Below are 22,370 nucleotides of genomic sequence, written 5' to 3'. Positions count from 1 at the left end.
AAACCCTGTGGACAGTTGTGGCACAAGTCATGACTTATCCACAGAGGAAGCTGGTTTAGCCAAGTTATGCAGTTTCAAGCCGGGCCGGACCTGGCCACTTCACACATGGTTAAACAACGCTCAAGTCGTTGATAAAAAAAGGGAAAATGATGCTATCCACAGAAAGCGGCCCGCTCTATCTACTACTACTAATTTGAAATAGAGAAATCTAAGAAGAGGTTGACATGATCGTCCTGAAGGCAACACAAGACAAAGTCCTATCCGTTTTCCAATCCGTCTCGGGCATTGTGGAACGGCGCCACACCCTGCCCATTCTGGCCAACGTGATGATTCGCAAGACCGGCAGTGCCTTGCAGTTCACGACCAGTGACCTGGAGATCCAGATCCGTACCACGGCCGAGCTCGATGGGGATGCGGGCAACTTCACGACCACGGTCGGCGCACGCAAGCTGATTGACATCCTGCGTACCATGCCGGCGGACCAGACGGTTTCCCTGGAGTCCAGCCAGAACAAGCTCATCCTCAAGGGCGGCAAGAGCAAGTTCACGCTGCAGACCCTGCCGGCCGAGGATTTTCCGCTGGTGCAAGAAGCCGCCAATTTCGGCCCGGCTTTCAGTGTCCCGCAGAAGACTCTCAAGGAACTGCTGAGCCAGGTTTCGTTTTCGATGGCCGTGCACGACATCCGTTATTACCTCAACGGCATCCTGTTCGTCGCTGAAGGCAAGCAACTCAGCCTGGTTGCGACCGATGGCCACCGCCTGGCTTTTTCCTCGGCCACGCTGGACGTGGAAGTACCCAAGCAAGAAGTCATCCTGCCGCGCAAGACGGTGCTGGAGATGCAGCGTCTGCTGAGCGATACCGAGGGCGCTATCGAGATGCAGTTCGCCAGCAACCAGGCCAAGTTCAGTTTTGGTGGCATGGAGTTCGTGACCAAGCTGGTCGAGGGCAAGTTTCCCGACTACAACCGTGTGATTCCGAAGAACCACAAGAACGCCATCATCCTGGGCCGCCAGCCCCTGTTGGCCAGCCTGCAGCGCACTGCCATCCTGACCAGCGACAAGTTCAAGGGCGTGCGGCTCAACATTGATCCCGGTACCTTGCGCGTGGCGTCCAACAACGCCGAGCAGGAAGAGGCCGTGGATGAGCTGGATATCGATTACAGCGGTGACAGCATCGAGATCGGTTTCAACGTGACCTATCTGATCGACGTGCTGACCAATATGGAACAGGACATGGTCAAGGTGGAACTGTCGGATTCGAACAGCTCCGCCCTCATCACCATCCCCGACAACCACAGCTTCAAATACGTCGTGATGCCCATGCGTATCTGATCCGGTGCGTGAAACCATGACCCGCGATGAACCTCAGGTTCATGGCGGGTCTGTTCATTCAAGAGTTTGAGTAGTGTTCGAAAAGCAAGCCATGACCGAAGAAAACAAGCCCAGCGCTGCCGAGAATTTCAGCGCCCAGCCCCGCATTGATGCCCATCAGATCGGTGCATCGGAAGGTTATGGCGAATCGTCTATCCAGATCCTGGAAGGACTGGAAGCGGTGCGCAAACGTCCCGGCATGTACATCGGCGATACCTCCGATGGCACGGGTCTGCACCACCTGGTATTCGAGGTGGTGGACAACTCCATCGACGAGGCATTGGCGGGTCACTGCGATGACATCGTGGTCACCATCCACCTGGACAATTCCATCAGCGTGGTCGACAACGGCCGTGGCATCCCGACCGGTGTCAAGATGGACGACAAGCACGAGCCCAAGCGCAGCGCGTCCGAAATTGCCCTTACCGAGCTGCACGCCGGTGGCAAATTCAACCAGAACAGCTACAAGGTCTCCGGTGGCTTGCACGGTGTGGGCGTGTCCTGCGTCAATGCCCTGTCCAAGTGGCTGCACCTGACCGTGCGCCGCGAAGGCAAGGTGCACCAGCTCGAATTCGCGCGTGGTTTCGTGCAGAACCGCATCATCGAGCAGGCGGGTGGTGTGGATGTGTCGCCGATGAAGGTGATCGGTGCGACCGAGAAGCGCGGCACCGAAGTGCACTTCCTGCCCGATGTCGAGATCTTCCAGCAGAACCATGAGTTCCACTACGACATCCTGGCCAAGCGCCTGCGCGAGCTGAGCTTCCTGAACAACGGTGTGCGCATCCGCCTCAAGGACGAGCGCAGCAACAAGGAAGACGACTTTTCCGGCGCAGGTGGTGTCAAGGGTTTTGTCGACTTCATCAACGCCAACAAGAAGGTTCTGCACCCCAATGCCTTCCATGCCATGGGCGAGCGCCCGGCCGACACCTACGGCGGCATTCCCGGTACCAATATCGGCGTCGAAGTGGCCATGCAGTGGAACGACGGCTACAACGAATCCGTTCTCTGTTTCACCAACAACATCCCGCAACGCGACGGCGGCACCCACCTGACCGGCCTGCGCGCGGCCATGACCCGCGTGATCAGCAAATACATCGAGAGCAATGAACTGGCCAAGAAGGCCAAGGTCGAGATCTCGGGCGACGACATGCGTGAAGGCCTGTGTTGCGTGCTCTCGGTCAAGGTGCCCGAACCCAAGTTCAGCAGCCAGACCAAGGACAAGCTGGTGTCCTCCGAAGTGCGCGCGCCCGTGGAAGACATCGTGGCCAAAACGCTGACGGATTTTCTGGAAGAACGTCCCAACGACGCCAAGATCATTTGCGGCAAGATCATTGAAGCCGCCCGCGCCCGTGAAGCTGCCCGCAAGGCGCGCGAGATGACACGCCGCAAGGGCGTGCTCGATGGCATGGGCCTGCCGGGCAAGCTGGCAGACTGCCAGGAGAAGGATCCTTCGCTGTGCGAGATCTACATCGTCGAGGGTGACTCGGCCGGTGGTTCCGCCAAGCAGGGCCGTGACCGGAAATTCCAGGCCATCCTGCCGCTGCGCGGCAAGATCCTGAACGTGGAGAAGGCCCGTTACGAGAAGCTGCTGACCAGCAACGAAATCGTGGTCCTGATCACGGCGCTGGGCACCGGCATCGGCAAAGCCGCGGCGGAAAGCGGCAAGTCGGCGGTGGATGACTTCAACATCGACAAGCTGCGTTACCACCGCATCATCATCATGACCGACGCCGACGTGGACGGCGCCCACATCCGCACCCTGCTGCTGACCTTTTTCTACCGGCAGATGCCGGAGCTGGTCGAGCGCGGCCACATCTACATCGCCCAGCCCCCGCTGTACAAGGTCAAGTCCGGCAAGGAAGAGCTTTACCTCAAGGACGCATCGGCGCTCGATACCTACCTGCTGCGCATTGCCCTGATCAACGCCTCCATCCATACGGGCGGCGCCAATGGCACCGTGATCACCGGCGACACCCTGGCCGAACTGGCACGCAAGCACCAGCTGGCCGAGCGTGTGATTGCCCGCCTGCACAATTTCATGGATGCCGAAGCCCTGCGTTCGATTGCCGACGGCGTGGAACTCAAGCTGGATACCGTGGCCGAAGCAGAAGTTTCGGCCGCCGCCCTGCAGGCCAAGCTGGCCGGCGCGGAAGTGGCTGGTGAATTCGATGTCCGCACCGACAAGCCTATCCTGCGCATCAGCCGGCGCCACCATGGCAACGTCAAGAGCAGCATCATCACGCAGGATTTCGTGCATGGCGCCGACTACGCCGCCCTGGCCGAGGCCGCCAACACCTTCCGTGGCCTCTTGAGCGAGGGCGCCAGGGTCATGCGCGGCGAGGGCGAGAAGCAGAAGGAAGAGAAGGTGAACGACTTCCGCCAGGCCATGGCCTGGCTGATCGTGCAGGCCGAAAACGCCACCGCGCGCCAGCGCTACAAGGGACTGGGCGAGATGAACCCGGAGCAGCTGTGGGAAACCACCATGGACCCCCAGGTGCGTCGCCTGCTGCGCGTGCAGATCGATGATGCCATCGAGGCCGACCGCGTCTTCACCATGCTGATGGGTGACGAGGTGGAACCACGGCGCAACTTCATCGAGGCCAACGCCCTGCGCGCCGGCAATATCGACGTCTGACGCTCAGCGTCGTTTCAGGTAGACGTACTGGCCCTGGACCGCCCGCTGTTGGTCAAAGCGGATGGGCTCATCGTGCACGGCCATGGTCTCGAAGCCATGGCGCTGCGCCAGTTCCTCCAGATAGGGGGCAGAGTGGGCATACCGCAGGCTGGGCAGCAGTTCGACCGACTGCTCCGGCGCCGCCGCCTCGACCGTGAAAGCAAGCCAGCTTCCGGTCTGCATGCGGGACGCCAGCAGGCCAAAGACCTCTTCCAGTGCGCCCACGTAGATGAAGACGTCGGCGGCGAGCACCAGGTCGTAAGCCGCCTGCGGCTGGGCCAGGAAGTCGCAGATGTCACCCGCATAAAGCGAGTCATAAACGGCGCGTTGCCTGGCTTTCTCGACCATGGCCGGGGACAGGTCGACACCGGCCAGGTAATCCACACGTGAACGGACGTAGGCGCCGCACAGCCCGGTGCCACAGCCCAGATCCAGCGCCCGGGAAAACCGCGGGCCGGCCGCAGGCGGCAGGCGGTCGATCAGGGCCTGATGGCCCCGGTAGCCCAGTTGCTTCACCAGATGGGCATCGAACTCGTCGGCGTATTCGTCGAACAGCTGCTGGACATATTGCCGGGGCGGTGCCGAAACGTCATCCTGTCTGGTCACGGCGGCCAGGAAATAGCCCACGATGTCAGGATCGGCCCCCCGGGCCAGGGCCTGCCGGAAGCAATGCGCCGCCTTGTCGTACAGGCCGGCTTCACGGTAGAGGCTGCCCAGTTCGGTCAGGGCGGCGATATGGTTCGCATCGCATGCCAGGGCGTCCTGGTAGGCACGCAGGGCCTGGTCGCTGCGTCCCAGCCGAGTCAGGCACTGGGCATACTGGGCATAAAGCTCGGCTGACGCCAGGCCCAGGGCAAAACAGCGTTCGTAGCTGTTGCAGGCTTCTTCAAGGTGCTGCAGTTGCAGCTGGGTGAGTGCCAGCGCCTGCCAGGCGCCGGCCTGTTCCGGCTCGGCCGCGAGCGCCGTGCGCAAGAGGGGCTCGGCCTCGGCATAACGCCCCAGCCGGACCCGGGTGATGCCCAGGTTCTGGATCACCGAGGTCCGCCCCGGGGCCCGGGCCAGCGCCTGCTCGAAATGTGCTTCCGCCTGTGTCCAGTGACCCGCTTCGAAAGCTTGCAGGCCTTGAAGAAAGCATGCCTTGGCCTGTAGCAGATCGTTGTCGCTCATCCGTTAATTATGCGTTTGTGCCGGGGCAGGACGGGTGCATGGTCCGCTGGGGGCCTGCGTTACAGTGGCTTCGTGAAAACATGTTCCCGGCACTTGATGCTCTCTGTACTACCGATGGGCGGGACCGAATGAAGCCCCTGGCGGTGATCGACTTCGAGACGACGGGCATCTCGCCGGAGCAGGGGGCTCGTGCCACCGAAGTGGCCATCGTGCTGCTGGAAAACGGGCGTATCGTCGATCGTTTCCAGAGCCTGATGAACGCGGGTGTTCGCATCCCGGCCTTCATCACCGAACTCACGGGCATCAGCAACGCCATGGTGGCGGCAGCTCCTGCGGCGGCCGAGGTCATGCGGCAGGCCAGCCGCTTTGTCGGGGACGCCCCCATGGTGGCCCACAACGCCTCCTTTGATCGCAAATTCTGGACAGGCGAGCTCGCCCGCCTGGGCTTGCCGGCCGACCAGCCCTTTGCCTGCACCATGCTGCTGTCGCGCCGGCTCTATCCCCAGGCGCCGAACCACAAACTGGGAACGCTGGTGGATTACCACGGCTTGCCACGCACGGGTGCCGCCCACCGGGCCCTGGCCGATGCCGAAATGGCTGCCGAACTGCTGGTCCGCATCCAGCAGGACCTGCAGCGGCGTCACCATGTCGCGGACGTCGACCATGGGCTGTTGATGCGTCTGCAGCAATGCCAGCGCCAGGGGGTAACGGCCCTGCTGTCGCGTCACGCCCGGGCATAGGATGTGGCCAGGCCGCATAATCAAAAGATGCCGGCCGAACCGTTCATTCCATGAGTGATAAAAAACCTTTCGAGATCGCGCGCGAGGCGCTCAAGCAGATCACGGCGCGCCAGCTGGCGCCCACGCCGGTCAATTACCAGGCGATCTACAACGAGATTGCGGGTTTGCCGAACGTGCAACCGTTCCCGGAAGAGCCGCTGCGGCAGATTGCCCAGGCCCTGCCGGCGCGCAATCCCGGACAGGAAAAGCAGCGCAGCCTGCTGGAGTACGCGATCGGGCAGCGCAACTGGCTGGGCGTGCAGAACGCGCTGGTGGCCTACAGCGGTTTTGCCATGCCGGGCAGTGGCGATTCGGCCCCGGCACCGCTGGCACCCACGCCGGCCACGGCACCGGCGCTGACGCCGGAATTCTTCGAGCAGATCGCGCGCCTGATCGAATACGCCAGGCCCGCCCTGGGTACGGACGATGCCCGCTTCCAGGAGCAGATGCAGTTGCTCATCCAGGCGCTGCGCGATCCGGCGGCCGAGGCCTACAAGGTCAAGGCCCAACTGGCGGACTTCAGCCATCGCCTGTCCTTTGCGGCCGAAGACCAGGCCGAGATCCACCTGACCCTGCTCAAGCTGCTGCAGCTCATCATCGACAACATCGGCGAGCTCAGCCCGGACGACAACTGGCTCAAGGGCCAGACCGATGCGTTGAAGGAGGCGGCCCAGCCGCCGCTGACTTTGCGCCGCCTGGACGACGTGGAGCGCCGTCTCAAGGATGTGATCTTCAAGCAGACCGAGGCCAAGGGGCGGGCGCAGGAGGCCCAGGAAGAATTGCGCCAGATGCTGGCCACCTTCATCAGCCGGCTGTCGCAGATGAGCGAGACCAGCGGCGCATACCAGGGCAAGATGGAAGAGAGCATGCGCCAGATTGAGCAGGCCAAGAAGATCGAGGAGATCGCGCCCGTGCTCAAGGAGGTCATCAGCGCCACGCGGCACATGACCAGCGAGTCGACCAGCGCGCGTGACGAGCTGCGTGCCATGCGCGAGAAGGCGCAGGCCACCGAGGCCGAGATGGTCAAGCTGCACCGCGAGCTCGACCGCGTCAGCGCCCAGGCGCGCCACGACAGCCTGACTGGCGCGCTGAACCGCCAGGGCCTGGACGAGGCCATGAACCGCGAGGTGTCCAGCGTGCGCCGCAAGGACGCCATCCTGTCCGTGGCCCTGCTGGACATCGACAACTTCAAGAAACTCAACGACGGCAAGGGGCACGAGACCGGCGACGCCGCGCTCAAGCACCTGGCCACGGTGGCGCGCGAATGCATGCGGCCGCAGGATACGCTGGCCCGTTATGGCGGCGAGGAGTTCGTTGTCCTGCTGCCGGACACGCCGCTGGACAAGGGCGTGGAGGCCATGACACGCCTGCAGCGCGAGCTGACCAAGCGGTTCTTCCTGGCGGGCAACGAGAAGATACTGATCACCTTCAGCGCCGGTGTGGCCCAGCTGGCCGCGGGTGAAACCGGTGCCGACGCCATCAAGCGCGCCGACCAGGCCATGTACCTGGCCAAGCGCGCCGGCAAGAACCGCGTCATCGGCGCCTGAACTTTCCTTCCAGGAGACCCCCATGAAAATGCTGATCGCCGGATTGCTGATTTTCCTGGGGGTGCACTCGCTGCGCATGTTCGCCGAGGATTGGCGCCACCGCATGCGCACCCGCCTGGGCAAGGGGGTCTGGAAAGGCGTGTATTCCCTGCTGTCGCTGCTTGGGCTGGCGCTGATCGCCTGGGGTTTCGACCTGGCACGCGAGCAGCCCGTGCTGCTGTGGACGCCACCGACGGCCATGCGCCATGGCGCGTCCCTGCTGACCCTGCTGGCTTTCGTGCTGCTCGCGGCCGCTTATGTGCCGGGCAATGCCATCAAGGCCCGTCTGCACCACCCCATGGTGCTGGGCGTGAAGGCCTGGGCCCTGGGCCATCTGCTGGCCACCGGCATGCTGGCGCACCTGCTGCTGTTCGGCGCCTTCCTGATCTGGGCCATTGTCAATTTCAGCATCTCGCGCCGCCGTGATCGGCGTGATGGTGTTCAGTACCCGCCGGGCCGTGCGCTGGCCACCGGCGTGACCGTGGTGCTGGGGGTGGCCGCCTGGGCTGCGTTTGCCTTCGGCCTGCACGGCCTGCTGATCGGTATCAAGCCGTTTGGCTGACGCGCCGCGGCCTTATTTTTCCAGGACCCACTGGATCACGAACTTGGCGGCGAAGCCCACCATGCCGAAGGCCAGGCCCAGGAACAGCACGAAGGTGCCGAAACGCCCGGCCTTGGATTCCCACGCCAGGTGGGCGATGATGAACAGCATGTAGAGCATGAAGGCGCCCACGCCGAAGGACAGGCCGAAAGCGGCGATCTGTTCCTCGGTGTAGCCGAACATCAATACGCTCCCGGTTGGCCCGTCGTGCGCTCGGGCCAGGCCGAGGCATCCACCAGGTCACGGTAGGCATGCCAGCTGGCATGCCCCAGCAGGGGCATGACGGCAATCAGGCCGAGCAGGGCCGACAGCAGGCCCAGCAGGGTGAGACCCATGATGAGCGTGGCCCACCAGGCCATCGGTACGGGATTGTTCAGCACGGCTTCCCAGCTGGTGATCACGGCCTGCAGCACGCTGATGCGGCGGTCCAGCAGCAAGGGGATGGCAATGGCGCTGGAGGCGAACATGGGCGCGGCCATCAGGCCGCCCAGGGCCAGCCAGACCTCGAACAGCCAGTTGTCGCGTGCCAGCACCACGTGGCGCAGGAAATCCAGGGGTTGCTGGATGGGGACGGGCGACATCAGCGTGATCAGCGCGGCCGAGGTCAGGACCCAGCCGGTACCGGCCAGGCCCAGCAGCAGGCCGAACTGCACCAGACGCCAGTCCTTGCCGTCGCGGCTGCTTCCATGGCGGCGCCAGCTCAGCCAGGTTCGCAGCACCAGGCGCCAGGACGTCGCTTCGCCGCGCTCCACCGCCCGGCTGAGTGCGTACAGGCCGGTGGCCAGCACCGGCCCCACCACCAGCAGGCCCGAGAAGGCACCGGCCAGCCACCAGAACTGGTGATGCGCCAGCGTCAGCAGGCCCAGGCCGACGACGGTCAGTGCCAGGCCATGTGCCAGGCTGACCCAGCCGCAGCGTCCGATGTCACGCCAGCCCAGCACCAGCCAGCGTAGCGGCTGCTGCAGATCAATCGTGCGGATGACAGGTGCGGCGGTGGGTTTCATCAGGCCCCGATGTTAACCGTGACCTCGATGGTGCCCGTGACGGTGCGAGCGGGCCGTGTTCTCGTCGAAGACCTTCTTCTGTTCGGCGCTGAGGGCACCATAAAAGGTCCGCGTGGCCGCGTCACGTTGTGCGAAGGCGGCATCCCGCTGCTTGCGGATCTCGTTCATCTTGTCCAGGCGCTCGGGGGTGCTGAGCTTGGCCATCTCTTCGCGCTGGGGCTTGGCCGCGTGGGCCGGCGGTTTCATGGCGGTGACAAAGGCGTTCCAGCTGTTTTCCTGTTCGGCATTCAGCTTGAGTTTGGCCTTGAGGTCGGCCGTGCGCTTGGCCATGTGGTCCTGCATGCGCTCCTGCTTGCGGGCGTGGCGCTCGCCATCGGGCTGGTGCATGCCGGGGCCGGCGCCAGGACCAGCTGCGGGGCCCGGGCCGGACTGTGCCAGTGCTGCCAGGGCGGAAGTGGCCAGCACGGCGGCCAGCACGACGGGTTTGAAGTTGACTTTCATATCCTCATCCTTTCAGATCAGACCTGTTGTGAAGTAACAGGGTGCATGCAGTCTGCGCGGCTTGTGTATCGCAGGTATGAGGGTGTGCATCGCGCGTGTAAAGTTGCCGGCGCCTTGCGGTTTTCAGGCCAGGCGCCCGTTCTGGAAATCCTCCACCGCCGCCATCAACTCCTCGCGCGTGTTCATGACGAAGGGGCCGTATTGGGCGATGGGTTCCCTGAGCGGCCGGCCGGCGATCAGCAGGGCACGCGCTGGCGTGCTGCCGGCATCGGCCTGCAGGCGCACGCCGTCGCCGCTGTTGTCCAGGATGGCCATGCGGTGCAGCGGCACCGGCGTGGCCTGTTCAACGCCGTCCAGCACCTGCACGGTGCCGCGGTAGGTGTAGAGGAAAGTGTTGTGCTCCGAGACCAGCGGCTGGCTGAAGACGGCACCACCCGCGGGGAAATGCAGGTCCAGATAGAGCACGTCGGTCGGATAGGCGTCGGCCGGGCGCGCCATGGCACCGGTCACGCCATGGCTGCGGCCGGCGATCACACGCACGGTCACGCCTTCGGGCGTGGTGAATTCAGGAATGTCCGCGCTCTGGATATCGCGGTACCAGGGCGCGCACATCTTGTCACGACCCGGCAGGTTCAGCCACAGCTGGAAGCCTTCCATCACACCGGCTTCCTGCTCGGGCATCTCGCTGTGGACCAGGCCGCGGCCGGCCGTCATCCACTGCACGCCGCCGTTTTGCAGCAGGCCCTCGTTGCCGGCGCTGTCGCGGTGGCGCATGCGTCCGGCGATCATGTAGGTGACGGTCTCGAAGCCGCGGTGCGGGTGGTCGGGAAAACCGGCGCCGTAGTCCTTCGGGTCGTCGCTGGCAAAGTTGTCCAGCATGAGGAAGGGGTCCAGGCGGCGCTGCAGGTCGTGCGTGAGCACGCGTGTGAGCTTGACGCCGGCGCCATCCCGGGTGGGCTGGCCGGTGACCAGGCGTTCGACGCGACGGGGGGAGGTGATGGTGCTTGTTTCCATGAGGAAATTAGACCGCAAAGCTGGTAACCGTGTTGTCATCGAGGTCCAGGCCGCGTCCCGCATTTTTGGCCCGGTACAGGGCACGATCGGCCCGTGTCCACAGGGCCTGCACGGTATCGTCGGGCAGCGCGTGGGCCACGCCGCTGGAGAAGGCCGTGCGCAGCTCGGGCAGGGCCGCTGACGGCGGGTGGGCCGCCAGGCTGGCGCGCAGGCGGTGGAGCACCTGCCGCGCGCCCGCGGGTTCGGTGTTGGGCAGCGCCAGCAGGAACTCCTCGCCGCCGATGCGGCCCACCAGGTCCTGCGGGCGCAAGGCCTGTTCCAGATGGCGGGCGAAGTGCACCAGCACCTGGTCACCCGTGCCATGGCCGTGCGTGTCGTTGATCTGCTTGAACAGGTCCAGGTCGATCACGACCAGGCTCAGGGGATAGCGCAGCTGGCGCGCGCTGAGGAAAAGCGCCTCCAGCTGCTCGAAGACGTGGCGGCGATTGTGCAGCCCGGTCAGGGGGTCGGTGATGGACAGGCGCACGGCCTGGTCGCGCGCCTCCCGCAGGGTGGACTCGTTGACCTTGAGCGCCGTCACGTCGGTGGTCATGGCCAGCAGCCAGCCGTCGGCATGCAGGGTCTCGGTCACACGCATCCAGCGCCCGTCGACCAGGTCGGATTCGAAGCTGCGCACAGCAAGCTGTCGCCGCTTCTGGCTTACCCGGGCCAGCCAGGCTTCGATGTCCCCGGATTCGATCAGCAGGCCCACGCGCTCCCGGTGACAGCGTCGCATCATCTCTTGCCAGCTGGGGGCGTCGCTTTCGCCCAGCGCGTAGGCCAGGCGGAAATAGCGGTTGGCGTAACGCAGGCGATCATCGGCATCGAACAGGCCGATACCGGTGCTGCCTTCTTCAAGGCAGCCCAGGAGTTGCTGTCGGAGGTCGGACTTCAAGCGCATGAGCCCAGGCCGGAACCGGGGCTCATGGAAGCACCGCCGGCATGGGCTGCGGGGTTCAGGTCTGGTTGCTGTCCTTCATGCGGCAGGTGCTGATGCCGAGCATGGCGTAGGGCGGGCACCAGCCCATCAGGCCGGTGGCCATCGGGATGGCGCCCAACCAGCCCCACCAGCCCACGGTGCCGGTGGCCGCCAGGCCGACCAGGATTGCACCCACGAGAATGCGGGCGACGCGTTCCATGCCGCCGATATTGGTTTTCATGCTGTACTCCTGTTGTAGATGCGGACCATTATTGGACGCGGACCCGGGGTCGTCAACCGCCCTGTTGCGCCAGGTCGTCCAGGATGGGGCAGTCGGGCCGTTCGTCGCCATGGCAGTGGTGCAGCAGCTGGCGCAAGGTGCGTTGCATGGCCTGCATGGCTTCAATGCGCGTGGCGAGTTCGTCCACGTGTTTCTGGGCGATGCGCTTGACGCTGGCGCTGGTGCGCCGGCGGTTCTGCCACAGCGTCACCAGCTCGCCGATCTCGGCCATGGAAAAACCGAGGTCGCGCGAGCGCTTGATGAATTGCAGCGTGTGCACGTCGGCCTCGCTGTACTGGCGGTAGCCGCTGTCGGTGCGCGCCACGCGCGGCAGCAGGCCGAGCGACTCGTAGTGGCGCACCATCTTGGCCGAGATGCCGGACAAGTCGGCAGCGCGGCCGATGTTGACGGGCCAGCCGGGGTGCGGCATGGTCTCAGGCGGCAACGGCGTAACCTTCTTCGCTGATGGCCTTCGCCAGGGCCTCGCGTGCCTGCTGCGACTGCACTTCCACCAGGTTCTTGCTGCGGTCGATCCTGACCTCGGCTTGCGGGTCCACCTGCTTGATGGCGCGGGTCACGGCTTTTTCGCAATGGCCGCAGGTCATGCCGCTGACGGTGAAGTTCTGGTTCATGGTGTCGTTCCTTTCAGTTCGGGAAAGCATATCCTGAACCTTGCCATGATGGGAAGGTCAAGGCGAGGCGGAACAACCTTGACTGCAGCAAGGTTGATCTGGAACAGGATTTGACCCTGCCATCATGGCAAGGTTCAGAATTCCCCGCATGAACACAGCCACGACCCCCCCTTCCCCCGCCACGCTGGACCTCGGCATCGGCGGCATGACCTGCGCTTCCTGCGTGTCGCGTGTCGAAAAAGCACTGAGCAAGGTGCCGGGGGTGACGCAAGCCGCCGTCAACCTGGCCACCGAATCGGCGCGCGTGAGCTTCGAGCCTTCGGAGCAGATGGAGGCCCGCCTGCGCCGGGCCGTGCGCGATGCCGGTTACGAGCCGCGTGCGGCCGATGCGCTGGAGCAGCAAGAAGACGCCTCGCCCTGGGCCGGTTTTGCGCCCGTGGGCATCGGCCTGGCCCTCTCGCTGCCGCTGGTCGTGCCCATGTTGGGAGACCTGGCGGGTTTCCACTGGATGCTGCCGGCCTGGCTGCAATTTGTGCTCGCCACTCCAGTGCAGTTCATCCTTGGGGCACGTTTCTACAAGGCAGGCTGGCACGCACTCAAGGCCCTGACCGGCAATATGGACCTGCTGGTGGCCATCGGCACCACGGCGGGCTGGGCGCTGTCGGTCTGGCTCTGGCTGTCGGCGGAGCACGGCGAGATGGCGCACCTGTACTTCGAGGCTTCGGCCGTGGTGGTCACGCTGGTGTTGCTGGGGAAATGGCTCGAAGCCCGTGCCAAGCGCCAGACCACGGCGGCCATTCGCGCCCTGCATGCGCTGCGACCGGATGTCGCACACCTGATCGGGCTGGACGGCGAGGTCGACGTGCCGGTGGCCGAGGTGCTGGTGGGCGACCGGCTGGTGGTGCGTCCCGGCGAGCGCTTCCCGGTGGACGGCACCTTGCTCGAGGGGCATACCCAGGTGGATGAATCCATGCTCACCGGCGAGCCGCTGCCGGTGGCCAAGGACGCCGGGGCCAGACTGACAGGCGGCTCCATCAACGGGGAGGGCCGCGTGGTGCTGCAGGTCGGCGCCGTGGGCAGCGAGACCGTGCTCGCGCACATCATCCGCCTGGTCGAGGACGCGCAGGCCGCCAAGGCGCCCATCCAGCGCCTGGTGGACCAGGTCTCGGCGGTTTTCGTGCCGGTGGTGCTGGTCATCGCCCTCCTGACCCTGCTGGGCTGGTTGTGGGCAGGCGCGTCGGGCGAGTCGGCCATCATCCATGCGGTGGCGGTGCTGGTGATTGCCTGCCCCTGTGCGCTGGGCCTGGCCACACCGGCCGCCATCATGGCCGGCACCGGTGTGGCGGCGAAACATGGCATCCTGATCAAGGATGCACAGGCGCTGGAACTGGCGCACAAGGTGGACACGGTGGCCTTTGACAAGACCGGCACGCTGACCGTGGGCCAGCCGCGCCTGACCGCCTTCGAGCTGGCGCCGGGCGGGGATGAGCCGGCCCTGCTGGCCGCCGCCGCCAGTTTGCAAAGCGGCAGCGAACACCCCTTGGCCCGGGCCGTGGTGCAGGCGGCGCAGGTGCGGGGCCTGGCCGTCGAGGCGCCCGACAATGTGCGTGCCGTGCCCGGCCGCGGCAGCGAGGGTGAGGTCGGCGTGACCAGCTACCTGATCGGAAGCCTGCGCTGGATGGACGAACTCGGCGTGGGCCTGGGCGCGCTGGCGGCGCGTGCCACCGCGCTGCAGGCGCAGGGTGCGACCGTCTCGGCCATGGTCGAACGCACCACGCAGGGCCTGACCCTGCGTGCCCTGCTGGCTTTCGGCGACGAGCCCAAGCCTGGCGCGAAGGAGGCGCTGGCCGCCTTGCGCGCACGCGGCATCCGTACCGTGATGATCTCGGGTGACAACCGCGGCGCGGCCGAGGCCATGGCGCGCCGCCTGGGCCTGCGGCCCGAAGAGGGGGAGGTGCTGGCCGAGGTGTTGCCCGGGGACAAGGCAGCGATGGTGACCCGGCTCAAGGAAGGCGGACATACCGTGGCCATGGTGGGGGATGGCGTCAACGACGCACCGGCGCTGGCCGCAGCCGACGTCGGCTTGGCCATGGGCAACGGCACCGATGTGGCCATGCACGCAGCCGGCATCACCCTGATGCGCGGTGACCCGCAGCTGGTGGCGGCCGCCTTCGAGGTCTCGGACCGCACGGTGGCCAAGATCCGGCAGAACCTGTTCTGGGCCTTCATCTACAACGTGGCCGGCATCCCGCTGGCGGCGCTGGGCTTCCTGAACCCGGTGATCGCCGGTGCGGCCATGGCCATGAGCTCGGTGAGCGTGATGAGCAACGCGCTGCTCCTGCGCCGCTGGCGGCCTTAGGGGCCCTCTTCACACCCGGGGGTATCGAGGCGCGGAATTGCCCGTTTTGTACGTGGTATTACCGCCGTGCCATGTAAAACCCGAGGCCTAGAATGCCCTGATCTATAGCCAGTCCAGGGGAGCTCATGATGAGCGGAGTTTATGTACTCATGCGTCGGTTCACGATCCGTTTTCGCATGCTCGGAGCGATCGGTGTCGTATTGGTCTTGCTGGCCCTGGTCGGTGGCGCCGGCATGCACGGCATGTTCCGTATCCATCAGCTCAGCGGCGAGGTGATCGACGAGTCCATGGCCGTGGTGGACCGTGTGGCCCGCCTGCGTCTGGAGATGTCGCAGGTGCGCCGCCATGAGAAGGACATGATCATCCAGTACGAGAAGCCGGAGCTGATCCGCCAGCTGCGTACCCGCTGGGAAACCGAGATGCAGCAGATCGAGCAGACAGCCGCCGGGCTGGAGAGCAGCCTGTCCGAGGCACGTCGCGCTGAACTGCAGAAGGCACTCGTTTTCCTCAAGAACTACCGGACCTTTTTCAGTGGCACCGCGGGTCAGCTCGAGAGCAGCGCCTACGAGACGGCCACGGTCGCCTTCCGCATGAGTGCACGTTCCGTGGCGGAGTTCGAAGAGGCCGACAAACTGCTCACGCAGATCGACCAGGCCGTGCGCGCTGAAGCGCAGGCATCCAACGCGGGCCGCAATGCCGTGCTGCAGCAGACGCTGCTCATTTTTGCCGCCCTGGTCGTGCTGGGCCTGGCGATCGTGGTGCCCCTGACCCTGCTCAATATGCAGGCCATCTGCCGCCCGGTGGAGCAGGCGCGCCAGCTGGCCCAGGCCATCGCCAGCGGCGACCTGTCGCAGCGCATGCTGGTCGAGGGCCACGACGAGGCGGCCGATCTGCAGCGCGCGCTGGAACAGATGCGGGGCGACCTGGCCGGCATGGTGGCGCAGCTGCGCGAGGCCGGCGAGAGCATCTCCACCGCCAGCAGCGAGATCGCCACCGGCAACCAGGACCTGTCCAACCGCACCGAGCAGACCGCCGGCAATGTGCAGCACACGGTGAGCTCCATCGGCGCGCTCAGCGGCAATGTGCAGCAGACGGCCAGCTCGGCGCAGACCGCCAACCAGCTGGTGGCCACGGCTTCCCAGGCCGCGCAGCGGGGCGGTGACGTGGTGACGCAGGCGGTGCAGAGCATGCACAGCATTTCGCAGTCCAGCCGCAAGATCAACGACATCATCGGCGTGATCGATGGCATCGCCTTCCAGACCAACATCCTGGCGCTGAACGCGGCTGTAGAGGCTGCGCGAGCCGGCGAGCAGGGCCGCGGTTTTGCCGTGGTGGCCAGCGAGGTGCGCTCGCTCGCGGGCCGCAGCGCCGAGGCCGCCAAGGAAATCAAGGCCCTGATCGGGGCCAGCGTGACGGCCGTGGACGGCGGGGTGCGCCAGGTCGAGGAAGCCGGCACCGTGATGCAGGAGATCGTCAGCGGCGTGCAGCGCGTGCGCGACATCATCGGCGAGATCACGGTGGCGGCTGGCAGCCAGTCCAGCGGCATCAACGATGTCAACCAGGCGGTGCAGGAGATCGACCGCATGACCCAGCAGAACGCGGCGCTGGTGGAAGAGTCGGCCGCGGCGGCCCAGTCCATGCGCGAACAGGCCGAGCGCCTGGCCGGCATCGTGCGCCAGTTCCGCCTGGAAACCGGGGGCCAGGGCCAGCGCCTGCTGCGTTGACTGCGCAAAGCTTGACGCTCGTCAAGCCGGCACCGGAGCCGCCGTGCCAAGCTGGGAACCGTTACTGATCCGATCCCAGGAGGTTCATCATGACCCACGCCAGCCTACGCATCATTCACGACGAGCATGCCGCCTTGTCGGCCATGCTGCAATCCCTGCGCATGATGGTTCAGCGGGGTCCGGGCGATGGCCCGGAGCAGTTCTTTGATGTGTTGCGCGCCATGCTGTTCTACATCGACGAATTTCCCGAGCGGCTGCACCACACCAAGGAAACCGAGTTGCTGTTTCCGCCGGTGCGTGCCCGTGCACCGCATCTGAAGGAGACGCTGGACAAGCTCGACCGCGACCATGCCCGCGGCGAGGCCGCTGTGCGCGAACTGCAGCACCTGCTGCTGGCCTGGGAACTGCTGGGAGATTCACGCCGCGAGGCCTTCGAGCAGGCCGTCAGGCGTTACCTGGATTTCTACCTCGAACACATGAAGCTGGAGGAGACCGTCATCCTGCCCGAGGCCGAGAAGGTGCTGAGCGCGCAGGACTGGCTGGCCCTGGACGAGGCCTTTGCCAGCAACTGCGACCCGCTGACCGGCAAGTACCCGCGTGATCCGGTCTACGACCGCCTGTTCACACGCATCGTGATGCGCGCGCCGGCACCCATCGGGGTGGGCGCGGGCTGAAGGCGGGCCCGGCGACTCTGCCCGGGTGTGCACGCAGACGGCGACCAGGCCGGTCGATGCCGTATAACCCTGAGGGGCCGGGTATTTTCTGCAACTTTTCCGCCACAAGGAAGTCCACTCCCCGTGGGCGGCGCGCCTGCGCTTTTGTCATGTCACAACTTTGCCTGAGGAATCATCCATGAAAACGACTTCGCGATTTGTCATCCTGTGCGCGGCCCTGGCCCTTCCCTGGGCGGTCCAGGCGCAGACCGTGCCTGCGCTCAAGAGCGGCGAGCAGGTCTACCGCGACACCTGCATGGTCTGTCACGGCACCGGTGTGGCCAATGCGCCGCGGCTGGGCGACAAGCAGGTCTGGGGCAAGCTGATCGCTGAAGGCCAGCATGTGCTGACGGCACACGCCTGGGTGGGCGTGCGAGGCATGCCGGCCAAGGGCGGCCGCAATGACCTGAGCCTGGAGGAGTTTTCGCGCGCTGTCGCCTGGATGGCGCGCGGCTCGGGCGGCAACTGGCAGGACCCGGACGCCCGCATGCTCAAGCTTATCCGTAGCGAGGAGAGCAAGCGCATCGAGCAGCTGAAGAAAGCGCCCGCCAAGGGCTGAGGTCAGTATGCGGCGCGGGCGCAAGGTCCTGCTCGGGGCGCTGGCCGCAGCGCTGCTGGTGCTGGCCGCTGCCTTGCTGGCGCTGCATCGCTGGCTGTCCACCGACGAATTCCGCCAGCGTGTCGAGCGGGAGGCAGCGACCGTGCTGGGTGTGCCGCTCAAGCTCGAACGGGTGGGGCTCACCCTGTGGCCCTTGCCCGGGGTCGTACTCGACGGCGTGGCCTTGCGCACGCGCCAGCCGCTGAAGGTGGAGCGTATCGAACTGCGGCCCGCCTGGCTGCAGTTGATGATCGGCCGCGTCGCGATCTCCACCCTGGTGGTTCAGCGTGCCGTGCTGCCGCAGCAGGGCATCGACGCCCTGCTGGCTTCCTTGCAGAAGATACGCCAGCGCGACCAGTCGGCACCAGGCGACGCTTCGCTACAGCTGCTGCCGCGGCGCACCGTGCTTGAGGAACTGAGCTGGGTCGATGCCCGGGGCAAGGCCATCGTGATCCAGGCCGAGGCCAGGCTTGACAGTGACGCCCTGCCCGAGCGGCTCGAACTGGAAGTCCTGCGCGGGCGTCTGCAGGGCACGCGCCTGGACCTGCGCCGCAGCGATACGCTGGCCTGGGAGCTGAGGCTCCAGGTGGCCGGCGGCACGGTGCAGGGACGGATGGAGGTGCAGCCCCCGGCCGAGGCGGGGGCCGAGTTCCTGCTCAAGGGTCAACTGGAGACGCGCGAGGTCGAGCTGTCGCTGCTCACCGCGCCCGAGCCGACCGAGGCGGTACGTGCCCGCCAGCCCCTGAGCGGCCGGCTGGAAGCCAGCACCACGCTCAACGCGCGGGCCCGCCAGCCCTCGGCCCTGCTCGATCTTTTGCAGACGCAATCGAAATTCACCGTGCGCGGCGGCATGCTCAAGGGCATCGACCTGGCCAAGGCGGTGCAGACCGTGGGTGTGAGCCGTGGTGGCACGACGCCGCTGGACACGCTGTCCGGTCAGGTCAGCACGCGCGGCAAGGCCATCGAACTGCAGAACCTGGCAGCCAGCTCGGGTGCGCTCAGCGCCACCGGCCAGGTCAGTGTGTCCACCACACAGCAGCTCAAGGGCCGCGTGAACGTGGACCTGGGGGGAGCGGTGGGCATGCCGCTGCAGGTGGGCGGCACGGTGGAGGAGCCCGAGGTGTCCTTGACGGTCGGCGCCAAGATCGGCGCCGCCCTGGGGACCGTGCTCATGCCCGGTGTGGGCACGGGCGCCGGTGCGTCCATGGGCGGCAAGCTGGGCGAGCTGTTCGGTAAGTAGCGGGCGCGCACTGAGCGTTCAGGTCTTGTAGCCGGGGTCCAGGCGCTCGGCCTTGCGCAGCAGCGCCGGCCAGGCCAGGTTGGCGCCCTGGCCGGCGGTGGCGGTTTTCATCACCCCGGCCATGCCTTCGAGGATCTTGGGGTTCACGTGCACCAGTTCACCCCCGGCCTGCGCGTCGAGCTGGATGCGGCAGGTGGCCTCGAAGATGTACATATTGAGAAAGGCCTCGGCGATGGTCTTGCCCACGGTCAGCAGGCCATGGTTGCGCAGCATCAGGTAGTTGGCCGTGCCCAGATCCGCCTGCAGGCGCGGTTTCTCCTCGTCGCGCAGGGCCACGCCCTCGTACGCGTGATAAGCCAGCGACCCCAGCACGAAGGTGGACTGCTGGCTGATCGGCAGCACGCCGCACTTCTGCGCGCTGACCGCCACACCGGCGCGCGAGTGCGTGTGCAGCACGCAACCCGCGTCCTCGCGCACGGCGTGGATGGCGCTGTGGATCACGAAACCGGCCGGGTTGACGGGGAAGGGCGAGTCGCTGAGCTTGTGGCAATCCTGGTCCACCCGCACCAGGCTGGAGGCCGTGATCTCGTCGAACATCAGGCCATAGGGGTTGATCAGGAAGTGGTGCTCGGGCCCCGGGATGCGCGCGCTGATGTGGGTGAACACCAGGTCGCTCCAGCCATAGGCGGCCACCAGGCGGTAGGCGGCGGCGAGGTCGCAGCGCAGCGCCCACTCTTCCGCGCTGACGACTTCTTTCAGGGAGGGGATGTGCATGGCGTCTCCTGTTCCAGATGCGTGTGCTGTTGGTTCCGCACTGTCCACCCTGCCGGCACCGGGATCAAGGCCCCGGGGTCACGTGGGCGACGCGGCGCGGAATTCGCTCGGGCTACGTCCCGTGTGTTCGCGGAACACGCGGCTGAAGTGCGAGGCGCTGTTGAAGCCCCAGGACAGGGCGATGTCGGTGATGGGGCGCGACTGCGCCATCGGGTGCTGCAGCTCGCGGATGCAGGCTTCCAGCCGCAGGGTCTGGATGTAGCTGGCCAGGGTCTGCTCTTCCTCGCTGAAGGCGTTGTAGAGATGGCGCTTGCTGCAGTTCAGGGCCACGGCGATCTGGTCGACGTTGAGCTCGGGGTCACGCAGGTGCAGGGCCACATAGCCGCGGATGCGGTCTTTCAGCGCTTCGCGCTGGGTCAGCTGGGTTTCCTGGCCCGAGAGTTCGATCAGGGACAGGCGCACCAGCTGGGCGATCAGCTCGCCGGCACCGCGGGCGGCGTCGGCGCTCATGTGCGGCAGTTCCTGGAAGGTGCTGCGCATGGTCGAGAGTGCCACGCGCGCGATGCCGCTGGCGCCGCCCACCGGGCGCGCCATCAGGGTTTCCAGGCGCAGGCCGCGCTCCACCATCTGGGCCTTCGGGACCATGACGATCAGGTGCTCGACCCGTTCCGGGTTGGCCACCGAGTAGCTGCCGGTGGTGTCGTAGATGGTCCAGGCGCCCGGGGTCACCCAGGCCTGGCGGCCCATCTGTTCAACGCCGGCACGGCCTTTCATGGGCGCCACGATCTTGAGGTAACCCTCGTCGCTGGCGCGCACCATGTCCTGGGTGCGCACCACGCGGTGGCGGTTGGCCTCCAGCTTGGTGAGGATCAGGTCGCCGGCGCGGGCCGAGGCCATGTGGCCGTCGAAGTGGGTATCGCCGTAGAGATCGGATTCCAGGCCGCCGAAATGCTTCCATACCCACTCACGCCAGACCGGCGCGCGGTCAGCGGGTGCGTAATCGTCCGTGGTGACGGCCGTGGCTTGGGACATGGTGGCCGGATTATCGGCGCATCACTGTGCCGGGACAAACCCGCGGACCCGGGTTAACCCTAATGCCCTTGCATGAACCGTCAACTACTTTGTGCACGTTCAGCAAAGCCACGAGCCGCCAGGTTTTTTACTATTGCTGTGCGATCCCCAAAGACTATCCACTGGAGACAACAATGGTTCAACAGACAAAACGTACCCTGCTCAAAGGCACGGCTGCCGCCGTCGGCGCTGCCACCTTTGCCCCGCACCTGTTTGCTGCCGCGCCGGTGCGCGTGGGTTATGCCATGGCCCGTACCGGCCCCTGGACCGGCGGTGCCCAGGTCAGCCAGGAGCCCAACTACCTGCTGTGGGCCGAGCAGCAGAACGCCGCCGGCGGCCTGAACGTCAAGGGCGAGAAGCGCCCGATCGAGCTGATCAGCTCCGACGACCGCAGCGACATCGAGACCTGCGTGCGCTCCTACGAAAAGCTCATGGGCTCCGACAAGGTCGACCTGGTGCTGCCGCCCTGGGGCAGCAACGCCAACTTCGCGGTGGCCCCGCTGGCCAACCGCTTCGGTTATCCCTTCCTGGCGCCTACGGCCTTGTCCAAGCGCCTGATCGAGATGAAGCTGCCCTACTTCTTCCTCCTGCTGCAGCAGCCCAAGCCCATGTGCGAGGCCCTGGTCGACATGCTCAAGGCCAACGGCGTCAAGACCATCGCCGTCATCTACGTGGACGACCTCTTCGGCCTGGAGAACTACGCCGCGCTCAAGGTGGCGCTGCAGGGCACCGGCATCAGCATGGTGGAAGACAAGAGCTACCCGGGCGGCGTCAAGGACCTGTCGCCCGTGCTGCGTTCCATGAAGGACAAGAACCCCGACGCCTTTGTCGGTTTCACCTACCCGCCGGACACCATCCTGGCCAGCAAGCAGGCCAAGGAGATTGGTTTCAATCCGAAGTACTTCTACGCTTCGGTGGGCACGGCTTTCCAGCTCTACCGCAACGTCATGACACCGGCCGGCGCCGAGGGCGTGCTGGGCATGGGTTCCTGGAACGGCAAGACCAGCCCCGGTGCCAAGGCCTACTTCGATGCGCATACCAAGAAGTTCGGCGGCAAGGAGCCGGATCGCTGGGCCAGCGGCGCCACCTGGGCCGGCCTGGAGATCCTGACCAACGCCGTCAAGGCGCACGGCCTGGACCGCAAGGCCATCCGCGACTACGTGGCCAACACCACCCACAAGACCATCATCGGCGACATCAAGTTCGTCGGCAGCGAAAACGTGGGCACCCCGGGCACCGTGGGCCAGTGGCAGAAGGGCGAGTTCGAGGTGGTGTGGCCGGCCAAGGTTGCCACCGCCAAGCTGGCCCCGAAACCGGCGTGGTGA

General features: G+C 65.7%; 22 protein-coding genes. 11 read left to right on the top strand and 11 right to left on the bottom strand.

The features are described from left to right. Nucleotides 1–224: 224 nt before the first annotated feature. Complete coding sequence (dnaN, locus tag HTY51_RS16395) at nucleotides 225–1,331, top strand: DNA polymerase III subunit beta (protein WP_174253729.1); 1,107 nt, start codon at nucleotides 225–227, stop codon at nucleotides 1,329–1,331. 91 nt (nucleotides 1,332–1,422) lie between these two features. Next, nucleotides 1,423–4,005 (top strand): DNA topoisomerase (ATP-hydrolyzing) subunit B, encoded by a 2,583-nt coding sequence (gyrB, locus tag HTY51_RS16390; RefSeq protein WP_174253728.1) that lies wholly within the window; start codon nucleotides 1,423–1,425, stop codon nucleotides 4,003–4,005. A 3-nt stretch (nucleotides 4,006–4,008) separates the two neighbouring features. On the opposite strand, the gene HTY51_RS16385 is transcribed toward gyrB, so the two are convergent. Further along, entirely contained in the window at nucleotides 4,009–5,211 is a 1,203-nt protein-coding gene (locus HTY51_RS16385) for a tetratricopeptide repeat protein (protein WP_174253727.1), read from the bottom strand. A 128-nt stretch (nucleotides 5,212–5,339) separates the two neighbouring features. Between HTY51_RS16385 and HTY51_RS16380 the strand changes: the two genes are divergently transcribed. The 3 genes from HTY51_RS16380 to HTY51_RS16370 are packed head-to-tail and all read left to right on the top strand — an operon-like array spanning nucleotide 5,340 to nucleotide 8,138. After that, nucleotides 5,340–5,951: a PolC-type DNA polymerase III gene (locus HTY51_RS16380; protein ID WP_174253726.1), complete on the top strand. Its 612-nt coding sequence runs from the start codon at nucleotides 5,340–5,342 to the stop codon at nucleotides 5,949–5,951. A 50-nt stretch (nucleotides 5,952–6,001) separates the two neighbouring features. Beyond that, a complete protein-coding gene (locus HTY51_RS16375; RefSeq protein WP_174253725.1) occupies nucleotides 6,002–7,537 on the top strand; it encodes a GGDEF domain-containing protein in 1,536 nt (511 codons plus the stop codon). A gap of 22 nt (nucleotides 7,538–7,559) precedes the next feature. After that, the gene (locus HTY51_RS16370) at nucleotides 7,560–8,138 is read left to right on the top strand and encodes an NnrU family protein (protein ID WP_174253724.1); all 579 of its coding nucleotides are present in this window, start codon (nucleotides 7,560–7,562) and stop codon (nucleotides 8,136–8,138) included. A gap of 12 nt (nucleotides 8,139–8,150) precedes the next feature. Here HTY51_RS16370 and HTY51_RS16365 read toward each other — a convergent pair whose 3' ends face one another. The 8 genes from HTY51_RS16365 to HTY51_RS16330 all read right to left on the bottom strand — a co-directional run bounded on the left by HTY51_RS16365 (nucleotide 8,151) and on the right by HTY51_RS16330 (nucleotide 12,566). Beyond that, nucleotides 8,151–8,360 carry a DUF2788 domain-containing protein gene (locus HTY51_RS16365; RefSeq protein WP_174253723.1) on the bottom strand — a complete coding sequence of 70 codons (210 nt, stop codon included), beginning with the start codon at nucleotides 8,358–8,360 and terminating at the stop codon, nucleotides 8,151–8,153. Beyond that, nucleotides 8,360–9,181 carry a DUF2189 domain-containing protein gene (locus tag HTY51_RS16360; RefSeq protein ID WP_174253722.1) on the bottom strand — a complete coding sequence of 274 codons (822 nt, stop codon included), beginning with the start codon at nucleotides 9,179–9,181 and terminating at the stop codon, nucleotides 8,360–8,362. Before HTY51_RS16360 ends, HTY51_RS16365 begins: the two co-directional genes overlap by 1 nt. A gap of 12 nt (nucleotides 9,182–9,193) precedes the next feature. Beyond that, nucleotides 9,194–9,682, bottom strand: a complete 489-nt coding sequence (locus HTY51_RS16355; RefSeq protein ID WP_174253721.1) for a Spy/CpxP family protein refolding chaperone — start codon at nucleotides 9,680–9,682, stop codon at nucleotides 9,194–9,196. Between the two features lie 123 nt (nucleotides 9,683–9,805). After that, nucleotides 9,806–10,696 carry a pirin family protein gene (locus HTY51_RS16350; protein ID WP_174253720.1) on the bottom strand — a complete coding sequence of 297 codons (891 nt, stop codon included), beginning with the start codon at nucleotides 10,694–10,696 and terminating at the stop codon, nucleotides 9,806–9,808. A gap of 7 nt (nucleotides 10,697–10,703) precedes the next feature. Then, nucleotides 10,704–11,630, bottom strand: coding sequence for a sensor domain-containing diguanylate cyclase (locus HTY51_RS16345; protein ID WP_174253719.1), 927 nt, complete (start codon nucleotides 11,628–11,630; stop codon nucleotides 10,704–10,706). Between the two features lie 61 nt (nucleotides 11,631–11,691). Beyond that, on the bottom strand, nucleotides 11,692–11,895 hold the full coding sequence (locus tag HTY51_RS16340) for a DUF2892 domain-containing protein (protein ID WP_174253718.1): 204 nt from the start codon (nucleotides 11,893–11,895) through the stop codon (nucleotides 11,692–11,694). Between the two features lie 52 nt (nucleotides 11,896–11,947). Then, a complete protein-coding gene (cueR, locus tag HTY51_RS16335; protein WP_174253717.1) occupies nucleotides 11,948–12,364 on the bottom strand; it encodes a Cu(I)-responsive transcriptional regulator in 417 nt (138 codons plus the stop codon). Nucleotides 12,365–12,368: 4 nt separating this feature from the next. Next, nucleotides 12,369–12,566 carry a heavy-metal-associated domain-containing protein gene (locus tag HTY51_RS16330; RefSeq protein WP_174253716.1) on the bottom strand — a complete coding sequence of 66 codons (198 nt, stop codon included), beginning with the start codon at nucleotides 12,564–12,566 and terminating at the stop codon, nucleotides 12,369–12,371. Between the two features lie 148 nt (nucleotides 12,567–12,714). Here HTY51_RS16330 and HTY51_RS16325 point away from each other — a divergent pair, with 148 nt between their 5' ends. From HTY51_RS16325 to HTY51_RS16305, 5 genes are all read left to right on the top strand, one after another. Further along, nucleotides 12,715–14,925, top strand: coding sequence for a cation-translocating P-type ATPase (locus tag HTY51_RS16325; protein ID WP_174253715.1), 2,211 nt, complete (start codon nucleotides 12,715–12,717; stop codon nucleotides 14,923–14,925). Between the two features lie 176 nt (nucleotides 14,926–15,101). Then, nucleotides 15,102–16,649, top strand: a complete 1,548-nt coding sequence (locus HTY51_RS16320) for a methyl-accepting chemotaxis protein (RefSeq protein ID WP_254606911.1) — start codon at nucleotides 15,102–15,104, stop codon at nucleotides 16,647–16,649. Nucleotides 16,650–16,738: 89 nt separating this feature from the next. Next, complete coding sequence (locus tag HTY51_RS16315; RefSeq protein ID WP_174253713.1) at nucleotides 16,739–17,323, top strand: hemerythrin domain-containing protein; 585 nt, start codon at nucleotides 16,739–16,741, stop codon at nucleotides 17,321–17,323. A 178-nt stretch (nucleotides 17,324–17,501) separates the two neighbouring features. After that, a complete protein-coding gene (locus tag HTY51_RS16310) occupies nucleotides 17,502–17,921 on the top strand; it encodes a cytochrome c5 family protein (protein WP_174253712.1) in 420 nt (139 codons plus the stop codon). A gap of 7 nt (nucleotides 17,922–17,928) precedes the next feature. Then, nucleotides 17,929–19,200: an AsmA family protein gene (locus HTY51_RS16305; protein WP_174253711.1), complete on the top strand. Its 1,272-nt coding sequence runs from the start codon at nucleotides 17,929–17,931 to the stop codon at nucleotides 19,198–19,200. 18 nt (nucleotides 19,201–19,218) lie between these two features. On the opposite strand, the gene HTY51_RS16300 is transcribed toward HTY51_RS16305, so the two are convergent. Both HTY51_RS16300 and HTY51_RS16295 read right to left on the bottom strand, forming a co-directional pair. Continuing rightward, nucleotides 19,219–19,974: a class II aldolase/adducin family protein gene (locus HTY51_RS16300; protein WP_174253710.1), complete on the bottom strand. Its 756-nt coding sequence runs from the start codon at nucleotides 19,972–19,974 to the stop codon at nucleotides 19,219–19,221. Nucleotides 19,975–20,052: 78 nt separating this feature from the next. Next, nucleotides 20,053–21,006 (bottom strand): helix-turn-helix domain-containing protein, encoded by a 954-nt coding sequence (locus HTY51_RS16295; protein WP_174253709.1) that lies wholly within the window; start codon nucleotides 21,004–21,006, stop codon nucleotides 20,053–20,055. 173 nt (nucleotides 21,007–21,179) lie between these two features. Between HTY51_RS16295 and HTY51_RS16290 the strand changes: the two genes are divergently transcribed. Then, nucleotides 21,180–22,370 (top strand): amino acid ABC transporter substrate-binding protein, encoded by a 1,191-nt coding sequence (locus HTY51_RS16290; protein WP_174253708.1) that lies wholly within the window; start codon nucleotides 21,180–21,182, stop codon nucleotides 22,368–22,370.

Source organism: Rhodoferax sp. BAB1 (assembly GCF_013334205.1).
GTDB lineage: Bacteria > Pseudomonadota > Gammaproteobacteria > Burkholderiales > Burkholderiaceae_C > Hylemonella.
This window is presented reverse-complemented; position numbering and strand designations above follow the sequence as displayed.